At 62.5% G+C, this 16,846-nt stretch carries 12 protein-coding genes; 3 read left to right on the top strand and 9 right to left on the bottom strand.

Annotation, left to right across the window (positions count from 1 at the left end):
- Positions 1 to 14 precede the first annotated feature (14 nt).
- Together ACQK2G_RS15685 and ACQK2G_RS15680 are read left to right on the top strand one after the other, a co-directional pair.
- Entirely contained in the window at positions 15 to 2,426 is a 2,412-nt protein-coding gene (locus tag ACQK2G_RS15685) for an ATP-dependent helicase (RefSeq protein WP_425405977.1), read from the top strand.
- Complete coding sequence (locus ACQK2G_RS15680; protein WP_425405976.1) at positions 2,423 to 3,316, top strand: 50S ribosomal protein L11 methyltransferase; 894 nt, start codon at positions 2,423 to 2,425, stop codon at positions 3,314 to 3,316. The genes ACQK2G_RS15685 and ACQK2G_RS15680 overlap by 4 nt, the downstream gene beginning before the upstream one ends.
- A gap of 97 nt (positions 3,317 to 3,413) precedes the next feature.
- On the opposite strand, the gene ACQK2G_RS15675 is transcribed toward ACQK2G_RS15680, so the two are convergent.
- Positions 3,414 to 3,620 carry a DUF1127 domain-containing protein gene (locus ACQK2G_RS15675; protein ID WP_425405975.1) on the bottom strand — a complete coding sequence of 69 codons (207 nt, stop codon included), beginning with the start codon at positions 3,618 to 3,620 and terminating at the stop codon, positions 3,414 to 3,416.
- 286 nt (positions 3,621 to 3,906) lie between these two features.
- Between ACQK2G_RS15675 and ACQK2G_RS15670 the strand changes: the two genes are divergently transcribed.
- A complete protein-coding gene (locus ACQK2G_RS15670; protein WP_425405974.1) occupies positions 3,907 to 5,919 on the top strand; it encodes an aminopeptidase P family protein in 2,013 nt (670 codons plus the stop codon).
- Between the two features lie 21 nt (positions 5,920 to 5,940).
- On the opposite strand, the gene ACQK2G_RS15665 is transcribed toward ACQK2G_RS15670, so the two are convergent.
- From ACQK2G_RS15665 to ftsA, 8 genes are all read right to left on the bottom strand, one after another.
- Positions 5,941 to 7,272 (bottom strand): S8 family serine peptidase, encoded by a 1,332-nt coding sequence (locus ACQK2G_RS15665; RefSeq protein WP_425405973.1) that lies wholly within the window; start codon positions 7,270 to 7,272, stop codon positions 5,941 to 5,943.
- 137 nt (positions 7,273 to 7,409) lie between these two features.
- Positions 7,410 to 9,524: an NAD-dependent DNA ligase LigA gene (gene ligA / locus ACQK2G_RS15660; protein WP_425405972.1), complete on the bottom strand. Its 2,115-nt coding sequence runs from the start codon at positions 9,522 to 9,524 to the stop codon at positions 7,410 to 7,412.
- Entirely contained in the window at positions 9,521 to 11,194 is a 1,674-nt protein-coding gene (gene recN, locus ACQK2G_RS15655) for a DNA repair protein RecN (protein ID WP_425405971.1), read from the bottom strand. Before recN ends, ligA begins: the two co-directional genes overlap by 4 nt.
- A gap of 16 nt (positions 11,195 to 11,210) precedes the next feature.
- The gene (locus ACQK2G_RS15650) at positions 11,211 to 12,026 is read right to left on the bottom strand and encodes an outer membrane protein assembly factor BamD (RefSeq protein ID WP_425405970.1); all 816 of its coding nucleotides are present in this window, start codon (positions 12,024 to 12,026) and stop codon (positions 11,211 to 11,213) included.
- A 133-nt stretch (positions 12,027 to 12,159) separates the two neighbouring features.
- Complete coding sequence (lpxC, locus tag ACQK2G_RS15645; RefSeq protein ID WP_425405969.1) at positions 12,160 to 13,128, bottom strand: UDP-3-O-acyl-N-acetylglucosamine deacetylase; 969 nt, start codon at positions 13,126 to 13,128, stop codon at positions 12,160 to 12,162.
- A gap of 367 nt (positions 13,129 to 13,495) precedes the next feature.
- Positions 13,496 to 15,355, bottom strand: coding sequence for a cell division protein FtsZ (ftsZ, locus tag ACQK2G_RS15640; protein ID WP_425405968.1), 1,860 nt, complete (start codon positions 15,353 to 15,355; stop codon positions 13,496 to 13,498).
- A 36-nt stretch (positions 15,356 to 15,391) separates the two neighbouring features.
- Positions 15,392 to 15,607, bottom strand: a complete 216-nt coding sequence (locus ACQK2G_RS15635; RefSeq protein ID WP_425405967.1) for a hypothetical protein — start codon at positions 15,605 to 15,607, stop codon at positions 15,392 to 15,394.
- Entirely contained in the window at positions 15,594 to 16,832 is a 1,239-nt protein-coding gene (gene ftsA / locus ACQK2G_RS15630) for a cell division protein FtsA (RefSeq protein WP_425405966.1), read from the bottom strand. Before ftsA ends, ACQK2G_RS15635 begins: the two co-directional genes overlap by 14 nt.
- Between the last annotated feature and the right edge of the window lie 14 nt (positions 16,833 to 16,846).

The raw sequence follows: 16,846 nt of genomic DNA, 5'->3' as shown, positions 1-16,846 counted from the left end.
ATATAGACACGGTTATGTCCGACAGTTTTTCAGACGATCCATTGGCCTATGACGATTTGGATGTGCCCGGTGCGCCGAAAGGTCCCGCGCCTGCGCATCCGCGCGCCGCTCCGCCCCCCTGGCTGGACCGGTTGAACGAGGCTCAGAGAAAGGCTGTCGATACCCTGGACGGGCCTTTGCTGGTGCTTGCCGGGGCGGGGACCGGCAAGACGCGGGTGCTGACGACGCGCCTCGCGCATCTCATCCATCAGGGCCGGGCGAAACCCTATCAGATCCTCTGCGTTACCTTCACGAACAAGGCGGCGCGTGAAATGCGCGACCGCGTCGCCGAATTGGTAGGCGGGTCGACCGAAGGCATGTGGCTCGGCACGTTTCACGCCCTGGCGGCGCGTATCCTGCGCCGTCACGCCGAACTTGTCGGCTTGAAGCCCAGTTTCACCATCCTGGACACGGATGATCAGATTCGCCTGTTGAAGCAGATCCTGCAGGCCGAACAGGTGGACGAAAAGCGTTGGCCGGCTCGGATGCTGATTCATGTAATCCAGCGTTGGAAGGACAAGGGGCTGATTCCCGAACGCGTCGGGGCGGGCGAGGCCGGCGATCTCGCGAATGGTCGGGTGATCGATATCTACCGCCAGTATCAGGAACGCCTGATCACGCTGAACGCGGCCGATTTCGGCGATCTTCTGCTGCACAATCTGACGATCTTTACCCAGCATCCCGACGTGTTGGAACAATACCAGCGGATGTTCCGTTATTGCCTGGTGGACGAATACCAGGACACCAACGTGGCGCAGTATCTCTGGCTTCGACTGCTGGCGCAGAAGAACAAGAATATCTGCTGTGTCGGCGACGATGATCAGTCGATCTATGGCTGGCGCGGCGCGGAAGTCGGAAACATTCTGCGCTTCGAGAAAGATTTTCCGGGCGCGGCCGTGGTGCGGCTGGAACGGAACTACAGGTCCACCCCGCATATCCTGGGGGCGGCCTCGGGTCTTATCGCGAACAATGAAGGGCGGTTGGGCAAGACGCTCTGGACCGACGAGGAAGAGGGTGAGCCCGTTCGGGTGCGCGGCGTCTGGGACGGTGAGGAAGAGGCGCGGCAGGTCGGCGACGAAATCGAGGCGCAGCACGGCAAGGGCGTCAGCCTGGACGAAATGGCGATCCTGGTCCGGGCCGGGTTCCAGACACGTGAATTCGAAGAACGGCTCATCACCCTCGGCATCCCCTACAAGGTGATTGGCGGGGCGCGGTTCTACGAGCGCGAGGAAATTCGTGATGCCATCGCGTATTTGCGCGTCATCGCGCAGCCTGCCGACGACTTGGCGCTGGAACGCATCATCAACAAGCCGGCCCGGAAAATCGGCAAGGCAACGGAACAGGCGATCCACGACCTACAGCGCCGGACCGGCGAACCGATGTATTTTGCGGCGCGCCAGTTGGTCCAGACCGACGAACTCAAGCCGCAGGCGCGCAACGCCCTGACCGCGATCCTGGACGATTTCGACCGCTGGCGGGCGATGGCCGATGGGGTCGGGCATGTGGAACTGACCGAAACGGTCCTGGACGAGTCCGGCTATACGCTGATGTGGCAGCAGTCCAAAAAGCCGGAAGCGCCGGGCAAGTTGGAGAACCTGAAGGAACTGACCGTCGCGATGGATGATTTCGCGAGCCTGGGCGAGTTTCTGGAACATGTCAGCCTGGTGATGGATAACGAGGATCGCGGTGAGGGCGAACAGGTCAGCCTGATGACCCTGCATGCGGCGAAGGGCCTCGAATTCGATACCGTCTTCCTGCCGGGATGGGAGGAAGGGCTGTTCCCCAGTCAGCGGACGATGGACGAGAGCGGCATGGCGGGCCTGGAAGAGGAACGCCGTCTGGCCTATGTCGGCCTTACACGGGCACGCAAGCGCGCCTTCGTTTCCTTCGCGGCGAACCGTCGCATACACGGGCAATGGACGAGCGCCATACCGTCGCGCTTCATTGACGAATTGCCGCAGGACTTCGTCGAGGTCGAAAGCGATCGCGGCGTCTATGCCGGCATCGGCGGCGGAACCGCGGAAGACCGGGCCGCCTTCATGTATGGCGGCGGTTACGGGCGCGGTTTCGGCGGGGATCGTTCATACGGATCGGATTTGGCCGTACGGGCCGAGACGCCGGACCCCGGTGCCTATCGCAGCAGCGGTGGCGGACCGGGCTGGCAAAGGCTGCGCCAACGGGGCGTCGGCGGCACCAAGCCGCCGGTGATAGACGGACGGGCGGAGAGCCGTATCGTCGAGAGCCACGACTTCGGCGAAGGCGAACGCTGTTTCCATCAGAAATTCGGGCCGGGCACGATCGTGAAGATAGACGGGGATAACTTGACCATCGAATTCGACAAGGCCGGCACGAAACGCGTGGTCGCCGGTTTCGTGGAGCGGACGTGACCGACCTGTTCAAGATCGAGTTCCTGCTGCCCACGGCGGAGTCGTCTGGTCCGATGGAACTAGTGATGGAGCCTTTCGCGGTCGCCGTCACCTGTTTCGAGACCCCGGGTGAGGACACTTGGCGATTCGAAGCCTATTGCACCGAACTGCCGCCCTACGATCGGTTGGAAAAGGCGATTGCCGACGGCGCGCGGATCGCCGGAATTCCGGTGCCGGAATTCAGTGCTGGGCCGTTGCCGCAAATCGATTGGGTGTCTGAGAACCAGAAAAGTTTCACCCCGATCCGAGCAAAGCGTTTCTTCGTCTACCCGTCGCATTTCGACGGCACCGTTCCGGCGGGGAGTCTGCCGATCCGCATGGATGCCGGCATGGCGTTTGGAACCGGGGAACACGGCACCACTAAGGGATGCCTGCTGATGATCGATGCGGTCCTGAAGCGTCGCCGGGTGGCGACGGCGCTGGACCTCGGCTGCGGCACGGGGATTCTGGCGATCGCAACGGGTCTGGCGTCGCGGGCGACGCGGGTGACGGCCAGCGACATAGATCCCGACGCCGTCCTGGTTTCGGCGGAAAACTGCCGCATCAACGGGCTTGGGAATCGAATCCGGCCGATCGTCAGCGACGGCCTGGACCGACGGGAATTGAACCGACCAGGCGAATACGACCTGGTCATCGCCAATATCCTGGCCGGTCCGCTTCAGCGGCTGGCGCCGGGCATTGCCCGCGTCACGGCACCGGGTGGAGACGTGATCCTGTCGGGTTTGCTGCAGGACCAGGAAACAGCGGTTCTTGCCGCCTATCGGCGCCAGGGGCTGGTCCTGCGCGGCCGCGAACGCCTCGAAGGCTGGTCGACGCTGTTGTTGAGACGGAAGAGCGGGGCGGCGACATAAAAACGCCCCGCGCCAAGCCGGGGGAGGGACCGGCTGGCTGCGGGGCGCGTAACGAAGTCACCGTACAGGGACTTTCGTCGATCCTTCGGCGCGTTGATTAGCGGCGCGGAACCCGGCCGGAAGCCTGCCAATCCAGCAGATCGCCACGGGTCAGGCCGACATCTTCCAACAGACGGTCGTCAAGGGATTCCAACGCGGCAAACGCCTTGCGTTCCTGGTAGGCTTCAACAATTTTCCGAACGAATGCGGAAAAGATATTCGAATGTTTCGCCGGCGCGTTACCGGCAGCTATGACATGAGCCATGATCCACCTCAAATCCGATTAGGTTTAAATGACAGCGCACTGTGCGCCAGCGGTTTGAATGACGGTGATATGGCGGGGCGGACGGCTAATGACCAGGGCGTAGTTCGCAGGTCAGTAATGCGTTTTCGGTATGGCATCACCGAGGAGTGACATAGATCACACCTTGGAAATACGACAGGGAGGGCGCGATGCCGCTGCCGCTTGCCTCGGCGCCGGTACTTCCATAGCTTTCGGATCGTCCTAAATGTTCAGCAATGTTCAGCGGTATTTAATTGGAGCGGAAGCCATGACGGTCAGCGAAGCCGTAACCTTGTTGCGTGAATCCGGCGTGGATATCGAAGACGCCGACCTGACGAGCTTCCTGCGGGGGGTCGTTGCCGGGCCGCGGCAATTGGACGACGCCTGGATGGACCTGCTGGGCGGCGATCTGTCGCCCTCGGCACGGGACGCGCTAGATCGATGCCGGTCGGAACTGGCGCAGAGCGTCGATACGGGGCTCGGCCCGGGACCGGCCCCAGCCGACCGGCTGGACGCGTTGCGCAAGGAGCTGAAGGACCGGGGAGTGGACGGCTTGGTCATCCCGCGCACGGACGAGTTCCAAGGCGAGTATATCCCGGCGCGCGCCGATCGGCTGGAATGGCTGACCGGGTTTAACGGTTCCGCCGGGGCGGCGGTTGTCGCGATGTCGCAAGCGGCGATCTTTGTCGACGGGCGCTATACGCTGCAGGTGCGCGACCAGGTGGATACCGATCGGTTCACGGTCCGCCATCTCGTCACCGAACCCGTCACCGACTATCTGGAACAGGTCTTCACCGCGGGGCAGAAGGTCGCGTTCGATCCCTGGCTGCATACCCGTAACGGCGTCGTCGGATTGCAGCGGGCGGCCAAGAAGGCCGGGTTCGAACTGGTGCCGGTTGCCGACAATCCGATCGATGCGGTCTGGACGACGCAGCCCGCGGCGCCGTTGACCCCGGTGCGACCCCATGACATCGCCTATGCGGGCGAGACATCGGCCAGCAAGCGGGAGCGCCTGTCCGAGACTCTCAAGAAGGACGGCCGCAAGGCCGCCGTGATCACCGCCAGCGATTCCATCGCCTGGCTTCTGAATGTCCGGGGCGGGGATGTCAGCCGCTGCCCGCTGCCATTGTCTTTCGCGATCCTGCACGACGATTCCACCGTCGATTGGTTCATTGACCGGCGCAAACTGCTGCCGGGGCTGTCCGATCACCTGGGCAATGGCGTTGCCGTTCATCCGTTTGAGGAATTCTCCGATGCCCTGGCCGATCTCGGCGCTGGCGGCGCCAAGGTGCAGGCCGATCCGGCGACGGCAGCCTCCGTCGTGTTCGACAAATTGATCGAAGGCGGGGCCACGGTGGTCGAGGACAGCGACCCGTGCCTGCTGCCGAAGGCGTGCAAGAACGATGTGGAACTCGCCGGAACGCGTGCTGCGCATACCCGGGACGGCGCGGCGATTTCGCGGTTCCTCGCATGGTTGCCTGCGGCCGTCGCGGCGGGCGGGGTGACTGAGCTTTCCGCCGCCGACCGACTGCAGGCTTTCCGGTTCCGCGATCCTTTGATCCGTGACCTCAGTTTCGACACCATTTCCGGGGCCGGTCCGGATGGGGCGATCGTGCATTATCGCGTGACCGAGGAGACCGACCGCCCCTTGCGTCAAGGCGAACTCTATCTGGTCGATTCCGGCGGTCAGTATCTGGACGGCACCACGGATATCACCCGCACGGTGGCGCTGGGCGAACCGACGGACGAGATGAAGGACCGGTTCACCCGTGTCCTGAAGGGCCATATCGCGATCGCGACCGCGCGGTTTCCCGCCGGGGTCAACGGCGGCCAATTGGATGGTTTTGCGAGGCAGTTCCTATGGTCCGTCGGGCTCGATTTCGATCACGGCACGGGCCATGGGGTCGGCAGCTATCTGAACGTTCATGAAGGGCCGCAGCGGATCTCAAAGGGTGCCGGTGGCGTTGCGCTGCAGCCGGGTATGATCCTCTCGAATGAGCCCGGTTATTATAAAACCGGCGAATACGGCATCCGGATCGAGAACCTGGTCGTGGTGATCGAATTGCAGGACCAGGGGTTGGGCGACAAGCCGCTGCTCGGATTCGAGACGATCACCTTTGCGCCGATCGACCTGAACCTTGTGGACGTTTCCCTGCTGACCGACCGCGAAACCGCATGGCTGAACGACTACCATGCCGAGGTCAGGCGCAAGGTCGCGCCGCAACTGGGCGACGATGCCGAAGCCGCGGCCTGGTTGGAGAAGGCTACCCGCACACTCTAGCGCCCGCCCGGCATGAGCGTGTCAGCGGCAGGAGGGCTTCAACCGTACGAGGCCCCAGCCGAAGGCATCGTCCTTGCCGGACCGGCCGAGATCCTTCGTATATCGCCTGAGGCTGGCGCGTAGCTGGTCGGGATCGCTCGGGAACCCCGCGTCCAGATGAATGGCCACCATCGCCGCGATGAAGGGGGCGGCGAAGGATGTCCCGCTTTGCAGTTTCAAGCCGCTCGGCACCGTGGTGACGAGATTCACGCCGGGCGCTGCGAAATCGACATAGTTCCCCTGATTGGCCTGCTCGTAGATCTTCAGCTGGTTATCGATCGCGGTGACGGCGATGACCTTGGGGTGAGCCGCCGGCCAGGCGGGTTTCGCGCGCGGTCCGTTATTGCCCGCCGCCGCGACGACCACGACACCTTTTTCCAGCAGCTTGTTGAGCACGAAGGTCATCACGCCGTTGCCACCGCCGGCAATCGACATGTTGATGACGCTGACGCGGCTCTTCAGAAGCCAATCCGCCGCCTTCAGCATGTTGCCGAGGTTGCCGACTTCCTTGCCGCCACGGATCTCGAAGATCCCCGCCGCGTACAACGACGCCCCCGGCAGTAGGCCGCCTATGTTCTTAGCCGAGTCTACCGGTTTCCCGACCAGCATGGAGGCGACGGCGGTCCCGTGCGTTTCCCCGGCGGGCTTTCTATCCTTGGCGTTGAACCCTTCGTAGGTCACACGCTGCCTGTATAATGCGGCCGTCGCCTTGTTGACGGCGCCGTCGATCATGCCGATCCGCATACCCGACCCGCAACTCGCCGAGACCGGTCCCCAACCGACGAAACTGCGCGAGAAATCCGGGCCGACCTGCCCTGCGGAAAGGTCGAAGGTCTCGTTGGTGTCAACGAGAAGATCGGGATAATCCTTCTTCAGTCTTCGCAGGGCGCCCTTTTCGCTCATGCTCGGCGGTATGCTGACCCGCCAGACCTCCGCGCCCATGGTATGAAGCCGGATTTCCTCCAGGATCTTGAAGCCTATCTTCTCCAATTGCGTCCGGATATTCCTGGCGGGGTTTACCAACAACAACTGGCCCCGCATCAGCGTGCTGGGATCTATCTTTCTGATTTCGTCTTCGGTGGGGGCGTCGGCATCCGGCGTCTCGGTCTTTTCGACCTCCAGTTCCTGTCCGGTGCCTTTATCGAGGATAACGGGGCGTCCCTGGGAGTCGCGCTTCAAAATCCGCCAGGACGGCGAAGGCGCGTCGCCCAGTCCGGTTTGCGCCAACGCATTCTGGGCGGCGGTGCCTGCCAAGATGAACGCGACGGCGACCGCGGCGTTCAGAACGGCCCTTTTCAAGCACGAAATCGCCATAGACGTCCTCCCCAAGACTATGCGGTCCCGAATTCCGAGTGAGTTTACACGCTCGGCGGGTATTCGTGAATTGTCACATAAAACCTGAGTCGCAATATACGCGATTTATGGTTAATCGGTGGTTAAAGAAGGCCGATTCAACTGTTCTGAATCATGTCGAGCCACTCATCTTCGCTCAACATGGCGACACCGAGTTCAGCCGCCTTCTTGGCCTTGGAACCGGCGTCGGCGCCGACGACGACATAGTCGGTCTTCTTCGATACCGAACCGGAGACTTTTGCCCCCAAAGCCTCGGCCCGCGCCTTGGCTTCCCCTCGCGTCATCTTTTCCAGCGTGCCGGTGAAGACCACCGTCTTGCCGGCCACGGGGGATCCTTCGGTACTCGGGGCCTCGACATCGGTCACGGTAAGCACAGCGTCCAAAGAGGCCAGAACTTCGATATTGTGCTCTTCCCCGAAAAACGCGGCCAGACTGTCCGCGGCGGTCATGCCGACCGTGTCGATCGCGACCAGGTCGGCATAATGCGGCCCTATCAAGTCCGGTTTTTTGTGCTCGTCCGGATTGGCCTGACGCTCGGCGGCAACTGCGCGCATCGCACTTTGCCAAGCGGCATAGGACCCGAAGCTGCGGGCCAGAAGCTTTGCCGTCGTCTGCCCGATATGGCGGATCCCCAGGGCATAGATGAAACGGTCGAGCGGAACCTCTGTCCTGTCCCGGATGGCATCCAACAGGTTGGAAATGGATTTCTCCTTCCAGCCTTCCTTTCCTGCAAGGTTTTCCGCCTTCAGCGTGAAAATATCCGCGGGCTGGCGGATCAGCCCGTCATTCCAGAACTCCTCAATGCTCTTCGTGCCTAATCCTTCGATGTCGAAAGCATCGCGGCTGACGAAGTGTTTCAGGCGTTCGACCGCCTGGGCGCCGCAGATCAGGCCACCGGTACAGCGCCAGTCGACTTCGCCTTCCTCGCGTTCCACGTCGCTGCCGCATTCCGGGCAGGCGGAAGGAAAGACATAGGGCTGCCCGCCGCCGTCCTTGACGACTTCAAGTACCTGCGGAATGACGTCGCCGGCCCGCTGGATCCGAACCGTATCGCCTTCCTTGACGCCCAGCCTGGCGATTTCATCCTCGTTATGCAGCGTGGCGCGGGAGACCGTAACGCCGCCTACCGTCACCGGGGTCAGGTTGGCGACGGGGGTCAGCTTGCCGGTGCGACCGACCTGAACGGTGATGGCCTCGATCACGGTTTCCGCTTTTTCGGCGGCGAATTTATGGGCGATGGCCCAGCGCGGCGCGCGGCTGACCTGGCCCAGACGTTCCTGCCAGTCCAGCCGGTTGACCTTGTACACGACGCCGTCGATGTCGAAGGGCAGTTCGGCCCGCTGATGGTCGACCATGCGGTAATAGTCGATCACGGCCTGGACATTGTCGCAGACCTTGGCCGGCTGATTGAGGGAAAAGCCCAGTTCCGCCAGCCGTTCCCGCGCCTCCGCCTGGGTCGCGCCGAGCGGTTCGGAAACATCGCCCCAGGCATAGCCGAAGAAATGTAGCGGGCGGGCCGCGGTGATATTCGGGTCCAACTGCCGCAGCGATCCGGCGGCGGCGTTGCGTGGATTGGCGAAAATCTTGTTACCTGCGGCTTCCTGCCTTTCATTCAGCGACAGGAAGTCATCCTTGCGCATATAGACCTCGCCGCGAACCTCCAGGACCGAAGGCGCCCCCTTCAGCGTATGGGGAACGTCTCTCAGCGTCTTGATATTGGCCGTAATGTCCTCGCCTTCCGTCCCGTCGCCCCGGGTTGCCGCATAGGCCAGTCGACCGTTTTCATAGCGTAGCGAGGCTGAAAGCCCGTCGATCTTCGGCTCCGCCAGGATTTCCAGGCCTTCAGCGTCACCAAGCCCCAGGAATCGACGAACCCGGGCCAGGAATTCCGAAACGTCCTCGTCCGAAAAGGCATTGCCCAGCGACAGCATCGGCCGTACATGCCGGATCTTGCCGAAGCCTGACTTCAGCCCGCCGCCGACGCGAAAGGTCGGGCTGTCCTTGCGGACCAGATCGGGAAAACGCGCTTCGATCTCCTCGTTCCGGCGACGCATCGCGTCATAGGCGGCATCCGTGATCTCGGGGGCGTCTTCCTTGTGGTACCGGGCATCGTGATAGGCGATGTCCATGGCCAAGCGGGCCAGTTCCCGACGGGCCTCGTCCTGGCTCAGTTCCGCCACGGGCTTCTGGGTCGGGCTGCCGGTTTCGCTCATGCCGCGTCGCTCCCTTGTACAAGACGGCGGGCGGCGGCGCGCGCCTCCTCCGTCACATTCGCGCCCGACAGCATTCGGGCAATTTCTTCCAGACGTTCGGCATCATCCAATGCATTGACGGCCGTGATCATCGCACCGTTGGATTCGCCCTTGGCGACACGCCAATGCGATCGGCCCAGTGCGGCAACTTGCGGAGAATGCGTCACGACCAGCACTTGGCGGGACTTCGCCAATTGTCCCAACCGGTCACCCACGGCCGCCGCGGTGGCGCCGCCGACACCGCTATCTACCTCGTCGAAAATCATTGTCGGGGCTCCGCCGCGTTCCGCCAGGGTCACTTTCAGAGCCAGCAGGAACCGGCTCAATTCACCACCGGACGCAATCTTGCCGATCGGGCCCGGCGGCGCGCCGGGGTTGGTCGCGACCAGAAATTGGACACGGTCCAGGCCATGCGGTCCCCATTCCGGTTCCGGCAGATCCTCTATTTCCGTTTGGAAGCTCGCCTTTTCCAGTTTCAATGGCGGCAATTCCGCATTGACCCCGGCATCGAGCTTTTTCGCCGCGGTGCGACGGGTTTTGGACAGAGCCTTGGCGGCGTCGACGAAGGCTTGTTTGCGGGTTGCTGCGGCTTTTTCCAAACCGGCGAGTCGCTCTTCGCCGCCATCGATCATCGCCAGTTGTTCCTGAAGATTGGCGATGACAGCGGGCAGATCGTCCGGTTCGGCCCCGTGTTTTCGGGCCGTTTCCCGTAGCGTGAATAGGCGCTCCTCGACATCTTCAAGCCGCCCCTCCGACGCGTCGATACCGGCGACCGCCCGGGCCAGTGCTCCGGACGCCTCCTGCAGTTCGATGGCCGCGCGGTCGATCGCGGCCAGGGCTTCGGCAAGATCGCCGCCGACCTGTCCGGCGACGTTTTCCAAGGCCCGCGCGGCGTGCCGCAATTGTGTGTCCGCACCTTCCGAGCCGTTCAATAAATCGTCCGCGGCATTGGTTGCCGCCACGATCTGTTCCGCATTTCTGAGCAAAGCCCGTTCTTCCGACAGGCTGCTCTCTTCGCCGGTCTCGGGCGCAAGGGTCTCAAGCTCTTCCAGGGAGAAGCGCAGGAACGCTTCGTTCTCGCGACTCTTTCGTGCCGCGTCGCGCGCGCTGGCGACGGCCCTTTCGGCCTCCCGCCATGCGGCGTATTCCCCTGCACAGCCGGGTTCCGTTCCGCCTATCCCGGCATAGTCGTCCAGCACGTCGCGATGCGTTGCCGCATCCATCAGACCTTGCTGGTCGAACTGCCCTTGTATTTCCACCAAGGCGGCGCCGACCTGTCGCATCAGGCCGACACTGATCGGTTCGTCGTTCAGATAGGCACGGCTTCTGCCGTCTGTGCCCAGGGTCCTGCGCAGGATGATCTGCTCGGCGGGTTCAATGCCGTGTTCGTCGAACAAGGCACTCAGCGGTTTCGCATCGGGCAATTCGAAGACGGCGGTGACCACGGCCTGTTGGCTGCCGTGACGGACGAGGCGCGCTTCGGCCCTGGCGCCGATCGCCAGGCCCAAGGCGTCCAAAAGGATGGACTTCCCCGCGCCGGTCTCTCCAGTCAATACGGCTAGCCCGCCGGAGAACGATAGATCCAGCCGTTCGATCAGGACAACGTCACGGATGGAGAGGTCCGTCAGCATGATTGCGGTTATACGGTCAGAAAGCCCAGGACCATAAGGAAGAAAACCAGCCTTCCTCGGATTGGGCGAGGGAACGCCCTTCCAGCAGGGCGAAGCTTTCCGCGTACCATTCGCTGCCCGGGTAGTTGTAGCCGAGCACGGCGCCCGCGGTTTGCGCCTCATCCGTGATGCCGAGCATCAAATAGCTTTCGACAACCCGGTGCAGCGCTTCCGGAACGTGGGTCGTGGTCTGGAATTGTTCGATCACCACCTTGTAACGGTTGATCGCTGCCAGCAGTTCGCCGCGGTTCTGATAAAAGCGGCCGATTTCCATTTCCTTCCCTGCCAGGTGGTCCAGGGTAAGGTCTATCTTCAATTCGGCATCGCGCGCATATGCCGTGCCGGGGAAACGCCGGGCGACTTCCTGCAGCGAGTCGAGGGCAAGCCGCGTGATCTTCTGGTCACGGCCGACATCGACGATCTGTTCGTAATAGCTGATCGCGCGCAGATAGTAGGCATAGGCTGCGTCGGGGCTGCCGGGATGCAGGTCGATGAAGCGTTCCAGCGCAATCACCGCTTCGTCGTATTCGTCATCCAGATAATAGACGTAGGCGGCCATCAACTGGGCCTTTGTCGCCCAGATGGAATAGGGGTGCTGCCGGTCGACTTCCTCGAAATTCTGCGTCGCAAGCTCGAAGTCTTCGGCCGCGAGCGCATCCAGCGCGGTGTTGTAGAGCTCTTCCGGCGGGCGTTCCACATAGGCAATGCCCTCGTCGTCCGAACAGCCTGCCAGAAGGCCCAAGGACAGTACGCCGGCGGCTACGGTGATCCCAAATCGTCCGGAAAGTTTCATGCGGTAAATCTGCATCTGAAAGGATAGATACGGTCGCGCCCCTGTCGTCAACTCTCACCGACAGATGCGCGCAACACCGCGAATGATATAAGCGGAATCCCGGGTAAATCCAAGCGGACGGATCGGTAGAAGATTACTCGGCCGCGGTCAGGAAGGCGCCGCCGACCGGAAGTGTGTCGACATCGACGATTTCCCAATTAGCCGGGTCGGCGAAAACCGCATGCAACAGCTTGTTGTTCAGCGCATGTCCCGCCTTTTCGGCGACCACATGCCCCATGATCGGATAGCCGGCCAGGGCCAGATCGCCGATGCAGTCCAGGATCTTGTGACGGACGAATTCGTCCGTATAGCGCAGGCCTTCGTCGTTCATCACACGGTCGCCGTCGATCACAACGGCGTTTTCCAGGCTGCCGCCGCGGCCCAGCCCGGCTTTGCGCATTGCTTCCACTTCATGGAGGAAGCCGAAGGTGCGGGCCTTGGCGATGTCGTTCCGGAACAGTTCCGGCGAAACCTGAACCGCAAGGTTTTGGCGTCCGATCGCAGCGGAGCTGAAATCGATGACCATTTCGATAATGAATTCGTCGGCCGGGGAAATCGTGACCGTGCTGCCGCCGTGGCTGACCGTCACGTCGCGCAGAATACGGATCGCCTTGCGCGGCGTTTCCTGGGCTTCGATACCGGCGCATTCAAGCAGGAAGGCGAAGGGTTCGGCGCTGCCGTCCATTACCGGCACTTCCGGGCCGTCGAGTTCAATCACCAGATTGTCGACGCCGAGGCCGGCGATGGCGGACATCAGATGCTCGATCGTCGCCACCGACGCGCCCGCGTCATTCGCAATCGTGCTGCACAGGGTCGTGTTGGTCACCGCGTCGTAGCGCGCGGGAATTTCGTTGCCGCCGTCTTCCAAGTCGGTGCGGCGGAAAACGATGCCGTGGCCGGCCGGCGCGGGGTGCAGAACCATGGAAACCGGCGCTCCCGAATGGAGGCCGACACCACGGCAGGAAATCGATGATTTGATCGTTTGCTGGAACGACAAACCAACCCCGGAATGCCCGGTTGATTTTCCGACCGTACCGACGTTTTCACCAAGACCGTCAAGCATATCGCCCCGCACTGGAAGTATCTCTCAAAGTAGTTCCAAGAAAAATCAACTAATATCGGGTGGCCCCGAACAATTGATTAAGAACCGATGCAGTTGTCTTCAGTTGCGTAGTTCTCTGAGTTTCTGTGTACCAATTGGGTTGTGCACCCTCAAATCAAACATTGTTTCGAATTGTTACCTTCCCTCAACGGCCCCCAAAGTGCGGCGACCCGACCGGGAATGGGGAATTAAAATAATAAAAACAGAAGGTTAAGGGATTTTTATCTGGGTAAGTAAAACCAAAAAGAAACCGGCATGATCGTCTTTTGTATCAAAGCGATCATGCCGGCAGTCAAATGTCTGACCTGAACCCGCGAGAAGGCGGGTTCTAATTTGCCTGGCGGCGCAGGAATGCGGGGATTTCCAGCAATTCCGAATCGGCTGCCGAGGCGGGTTCCATCCGGTCTTCGGCCGGTTGGGTATCCAGGCTGCTTTGCGCCGGTGCCGCGCCCTGGGCGGGGCGGGCGGCGGGTCGGCGAAGCGGTTCACCGGCGGCACGGGCCGTCGGATGCTGTTCGACCGATCCGGTTTCCTCTTCGGGACGACCCTGTTTGGTGCCCAGTACATTGGTCACCCGGCGGAACAGATTGGTCCGCTTTTTCGGCGCGTCACTCCGGCCATTCGCAAGGTCGGCTTCGGCGAAAGGGTCGCCGCCCATATCGGACTGGCTTTCCTTGGCTTTGCTGACCTTGATCGGCGGCGGCGGAATGAATGCATCACGCGGTGCCGTTACCTCCGGCCGGCGCGGTTGGCCGGCGGCGGCTTCAGGCGTGGGACGCGCGGCCGGGATACCGGGTGCTTCCTCTTCCTGCGAGGCCGGGCTGTCCAACTCGTCGAAAAGGTGCGGCTCCTGGATCCGGTCCTGCTCGTCCTGATCCGTCGCCTCTGCCATTTCCGCCGACCCGGCGGTCGCGGTCATTTCTTCAGCCGGCTGGCCCGTGGCATCCGCATAGGAATCCATTGCCGGTTGGGCCGTATGCGCGGCGGCCAGCGCCTCTGCATGCCCCGGGGCATGATCGGTCACTGCCTGTTCGGCGGTTGCATCCTGGTCGATGGCATGAACTTCAAATCCACCAACGGTCGGCGCGACCACGGCATCCGCCACGGGGGCGGCGGCTGCGGTTTCGGCTTTTTCTTCCGTCTCTGCCGGAACGGCCGGGCGCTTCGGCCGCGTCAAGCTGATCGAACGGGCCGGCATCGGGCGCGGCTGGGACTGCATTTCCGCTTCGATACCCGTGGCGACGACGGAGACCCGCATCTTGCCTTCCAAGGCTTCCTCGAAGGTGGATCCGAAGATGATGTTGGCGTTCTCGTCGACTTCCTCGCGGATCCGGTTGGCCGCCTCGTCGACTTCGAACAGGGTCATGTCCGGCCCGCCCGTGATGTTGATGAGCACACCGAGCGCGCCCTTCATCGTCACGTCTTCCAGCAGCGGGTTGGAAATGGCCGCTTCCGCCGCAGCGCGGGCGCGGTCTTCACCTTCCGCCTCGCCGGTGCCCATCATCGCCTTGCCCATCTCGCTCATGACCGTGCGGATATCCGCGAAGTCGAGGTTGATGAGGCCCGGCATGACCATCAGGTCGGTGACGCCGCGGACGCCCGAATACAGCACGTCGTCGGCCATCTTGAAGGCGTCGGCGAAAGTCGTCTTTTCATTCGCGACCCGGAACAGGTTCTGGTTCGGAATGATGATCAGGGTATCGACGAAACTTTGCAGTTCCTCGATGCCCTGCTCGGCCAGTTTCATCCGGTGCCGGCCCTCGAAATGGAACGGCTTGGTGATGACACCGACCGTCAGCATGCCTTGCTCGCGGGCTGCTTCGGCAATGACCGGCGCCGCGCCGGTGCCGGTGCCGCCGCCCATGCCGGCCGTGATGAACAGCATGTTGGCGCCGGCCAGATGCTCCATCAGTTCCGGCAGGGCTTCCTGCGCGGCGCTGCGGCCGACTTCAGGCTGGGCGCCCGCGCCCAGGCCCTTGGTGATGCCGGAACCGAGCTGAATGCGTCGTTCCGCGCTCGACTGTGTAAGCGCCTGGGCATCCGTATTGGCGACGACGAACTCCACCCCTTCCAGGTTGGAGTTGATCATGTTGTTGACGGCATTTCCCCCGGCACCGCCGACGCCGACGACGACAATCCTCGGCTTCATTTCCGGATCTGGTCCGGGGGGCGTGAATTTCAGTGTCATGTAACGCCTCCGTTCGTGCGTGTTTTGGTCAGACTTTTATCCCGACGTGCCGGTCCGCATCGCGGGCCAGCTTGAGAAATCGGGTTTCGCGGTACTTTTCGGATGCGGTTTCCACTCTTGTACGGGTGCTTTGCCGCATTCGTTCTTAGAGGTGTGGTGCTCCTTGTTCGTGGACTCGCCGCCGATCTCCGGCAGGTCGCAAAGACCGGCCGCGCCCGCGGTTGTGGCGAAGTAGCGTTTAGAAGTTTTCACGGAACCACCCTCCTAGTCGTCCGAACAGTGAACCGTTGGCGGGGGCTTTCTGGGCTTGGGCGGACCTTGCCTCACCCCGGTCGTCAACGGCGAACATGAGCAGGCCGGCACAAGTTGCAAAAGCCGGTCCGCCGGTTGCCTCGGCCAGCCCCGAAATGCGCAGGGGTCGGCCGATGCGTACTTGTTTGTCCAGGATTTGCCCGGCCAGTTCTCTTAGGCCGGGAAGCTGCGCCGCGCCGCCCGTCAGGACAACGCGCTGACCGGCGAGGCCGGAAACGCCTGATTTGTCCAGGCGCTGGCGCACCAGTTCCATGGTTTCCTCGATACGCGGCGCGATGATGCCATTCAAATGGCTGCGCGGCACTTGCTGCGGCGTCGCGTCGGGATCCTCGCCGATCTGGACGACGTCGATCATCTCGCGGTCTTCGTTGGAAGACCGGATCGCATTGCCGTAGAGCGTCTTCAGCCGTTCCGCATGGTCGATGCGGGTGTGCAGACCCTGGCTGATATCGTTGGTCACATGCCGGCCGCCGATCGGAATGACGTCGGTATGGATCGCCGCCCCTTCGTAGAACACGGCCAGCGAGGTTGTGCCGGCGCCCATCTCCACGATGGTCGTGCCCAGGTCGCGCTCATCCTCGACCAAGGCGGCCAGGCCGGCGGCATAGGGAGAGACGACGAGGTCGCGGACTTCCAGATGGCAGCGCGCGACGCAGGTCAACAGGTTGCGCACCGCGCTTTCAGCGGCGCTGACGACAGTCATGCGGACGCCCAGGGTCTGGCCGTGCATGCCGCGGGGATCCGGGGTCAGCGGCGATCCGTCGATCGAATAGCCGACCGGCACCGCGTGGATCAGCATGCTGTCGGTCAAGGTCGCGGAGCCGCGGCAATCGTGCAGCAGACGGCGCACGTCCATGTCCTTGATGGCGCCGCCGCCGATGGTCATCTCCCGCCGCAGCACCTGGCTGCGCGGCTGGCCGCCGGTCAGGCTGACCACGACTTCATGCACCTGCGAACCGGCCATCTGTTCGGCGCTGTGGACCGCGGAGGAGATCGCCTGCTGGGCCGCGTCCATGTCGACCACCATGCCCTGGCGGATGCCGGCGCTCGCCTGATGGCTCATGCCGGTCACGCGCACCTTTCCGGGTCCGCGTGCTTCGGCGATGAAGCAGCAGATCTTGAAGGACCCAACGTCAAGGGCGGCTATGGTTCGGGGACTGGACATTCTGTGTTTCGTTC

Origin of the sequence: Hwanghaeella sp. (genome assembly GCF_965227365.1) — a bacterium.
Lineage (GTDB): Bacteria > Pseudomonadota > Alphaproteobacteria > UBA8366 > Aestuariispiraceae > Hwanghaeella.
Note: the sequence above shows the minus strand (reverse complement) of the source record. Positions and strands in the feature narration are given on the sequence as shown.

Coding starts and splice junctions, on each gene's coding strand:
- ACQK2G_RS15685 (WP_425405977.1), top strand. CDS start 15: ATGTCCGACAGTTTTTCAGACGATCCATTGGCCTATGACGATTTGGAT.
- ACQK2G_RS15675 (WP_425405975.1), bottom strand. CDS start 3,620: ATGGCTCATGTCATAGCTGCCGGTAACGCGCCGGCGAAACATTCGAAT.
- ACQK2G_RS15670 (WP_425405974.1), top strand. CDS start 3,907: ATGACGGTCAGCGAAGCCGTAACCTTGTTGCGTGAATCCGGCGTGGAT.
- ACQK2G_RS15665 (WP_425405973.1), bottom strand. CDS start 7,272: ATGGCGATTTCGTGCTTGAAAAGGGCCGTTCTGAACGCCGCGGTCGCC.
- ligA (WP_425405972.1), bottom strand. CDS start 9,524: ATGAGCGAAACCGGCAGCCCGACCCAGAAGCCCGTGGCGGAACTGAGC.
- recN (WP_425405971.1), bottom strand. CDS start 11,194: ATGCTGACGGACCTCTCCATCCGTGACGTTGTCCTGATCGAACGGCTG.
- ACQK2G_RS15650 (WP_425405970.1), bottom strand. CDS start 12,026: ATGAAACTTTCCGGACGATTTGGGATCACCGTAGCCGCCGGCGTACTG.
- lpxC (WP_425405969.1), bottom strand. CDS start 13,128: ATGCTTGACGGTCTTGGTGAAAACGTCGGTACGGTCGGAAAATCAACC.
- ftsZ (WP_425405968.1), bottom strand. CDS start 15,355: ATGACACTGAAATTCACGCCCCCCGGACCAGATCCGGAAATGAAGCCG.
- ftsA (WP_425405966.1), bottom strand. CDS start 16,832: ATGTCCAGTCCCCGAACCATAGCCGCCCTTGACGTTGGGTCCTTCAAG.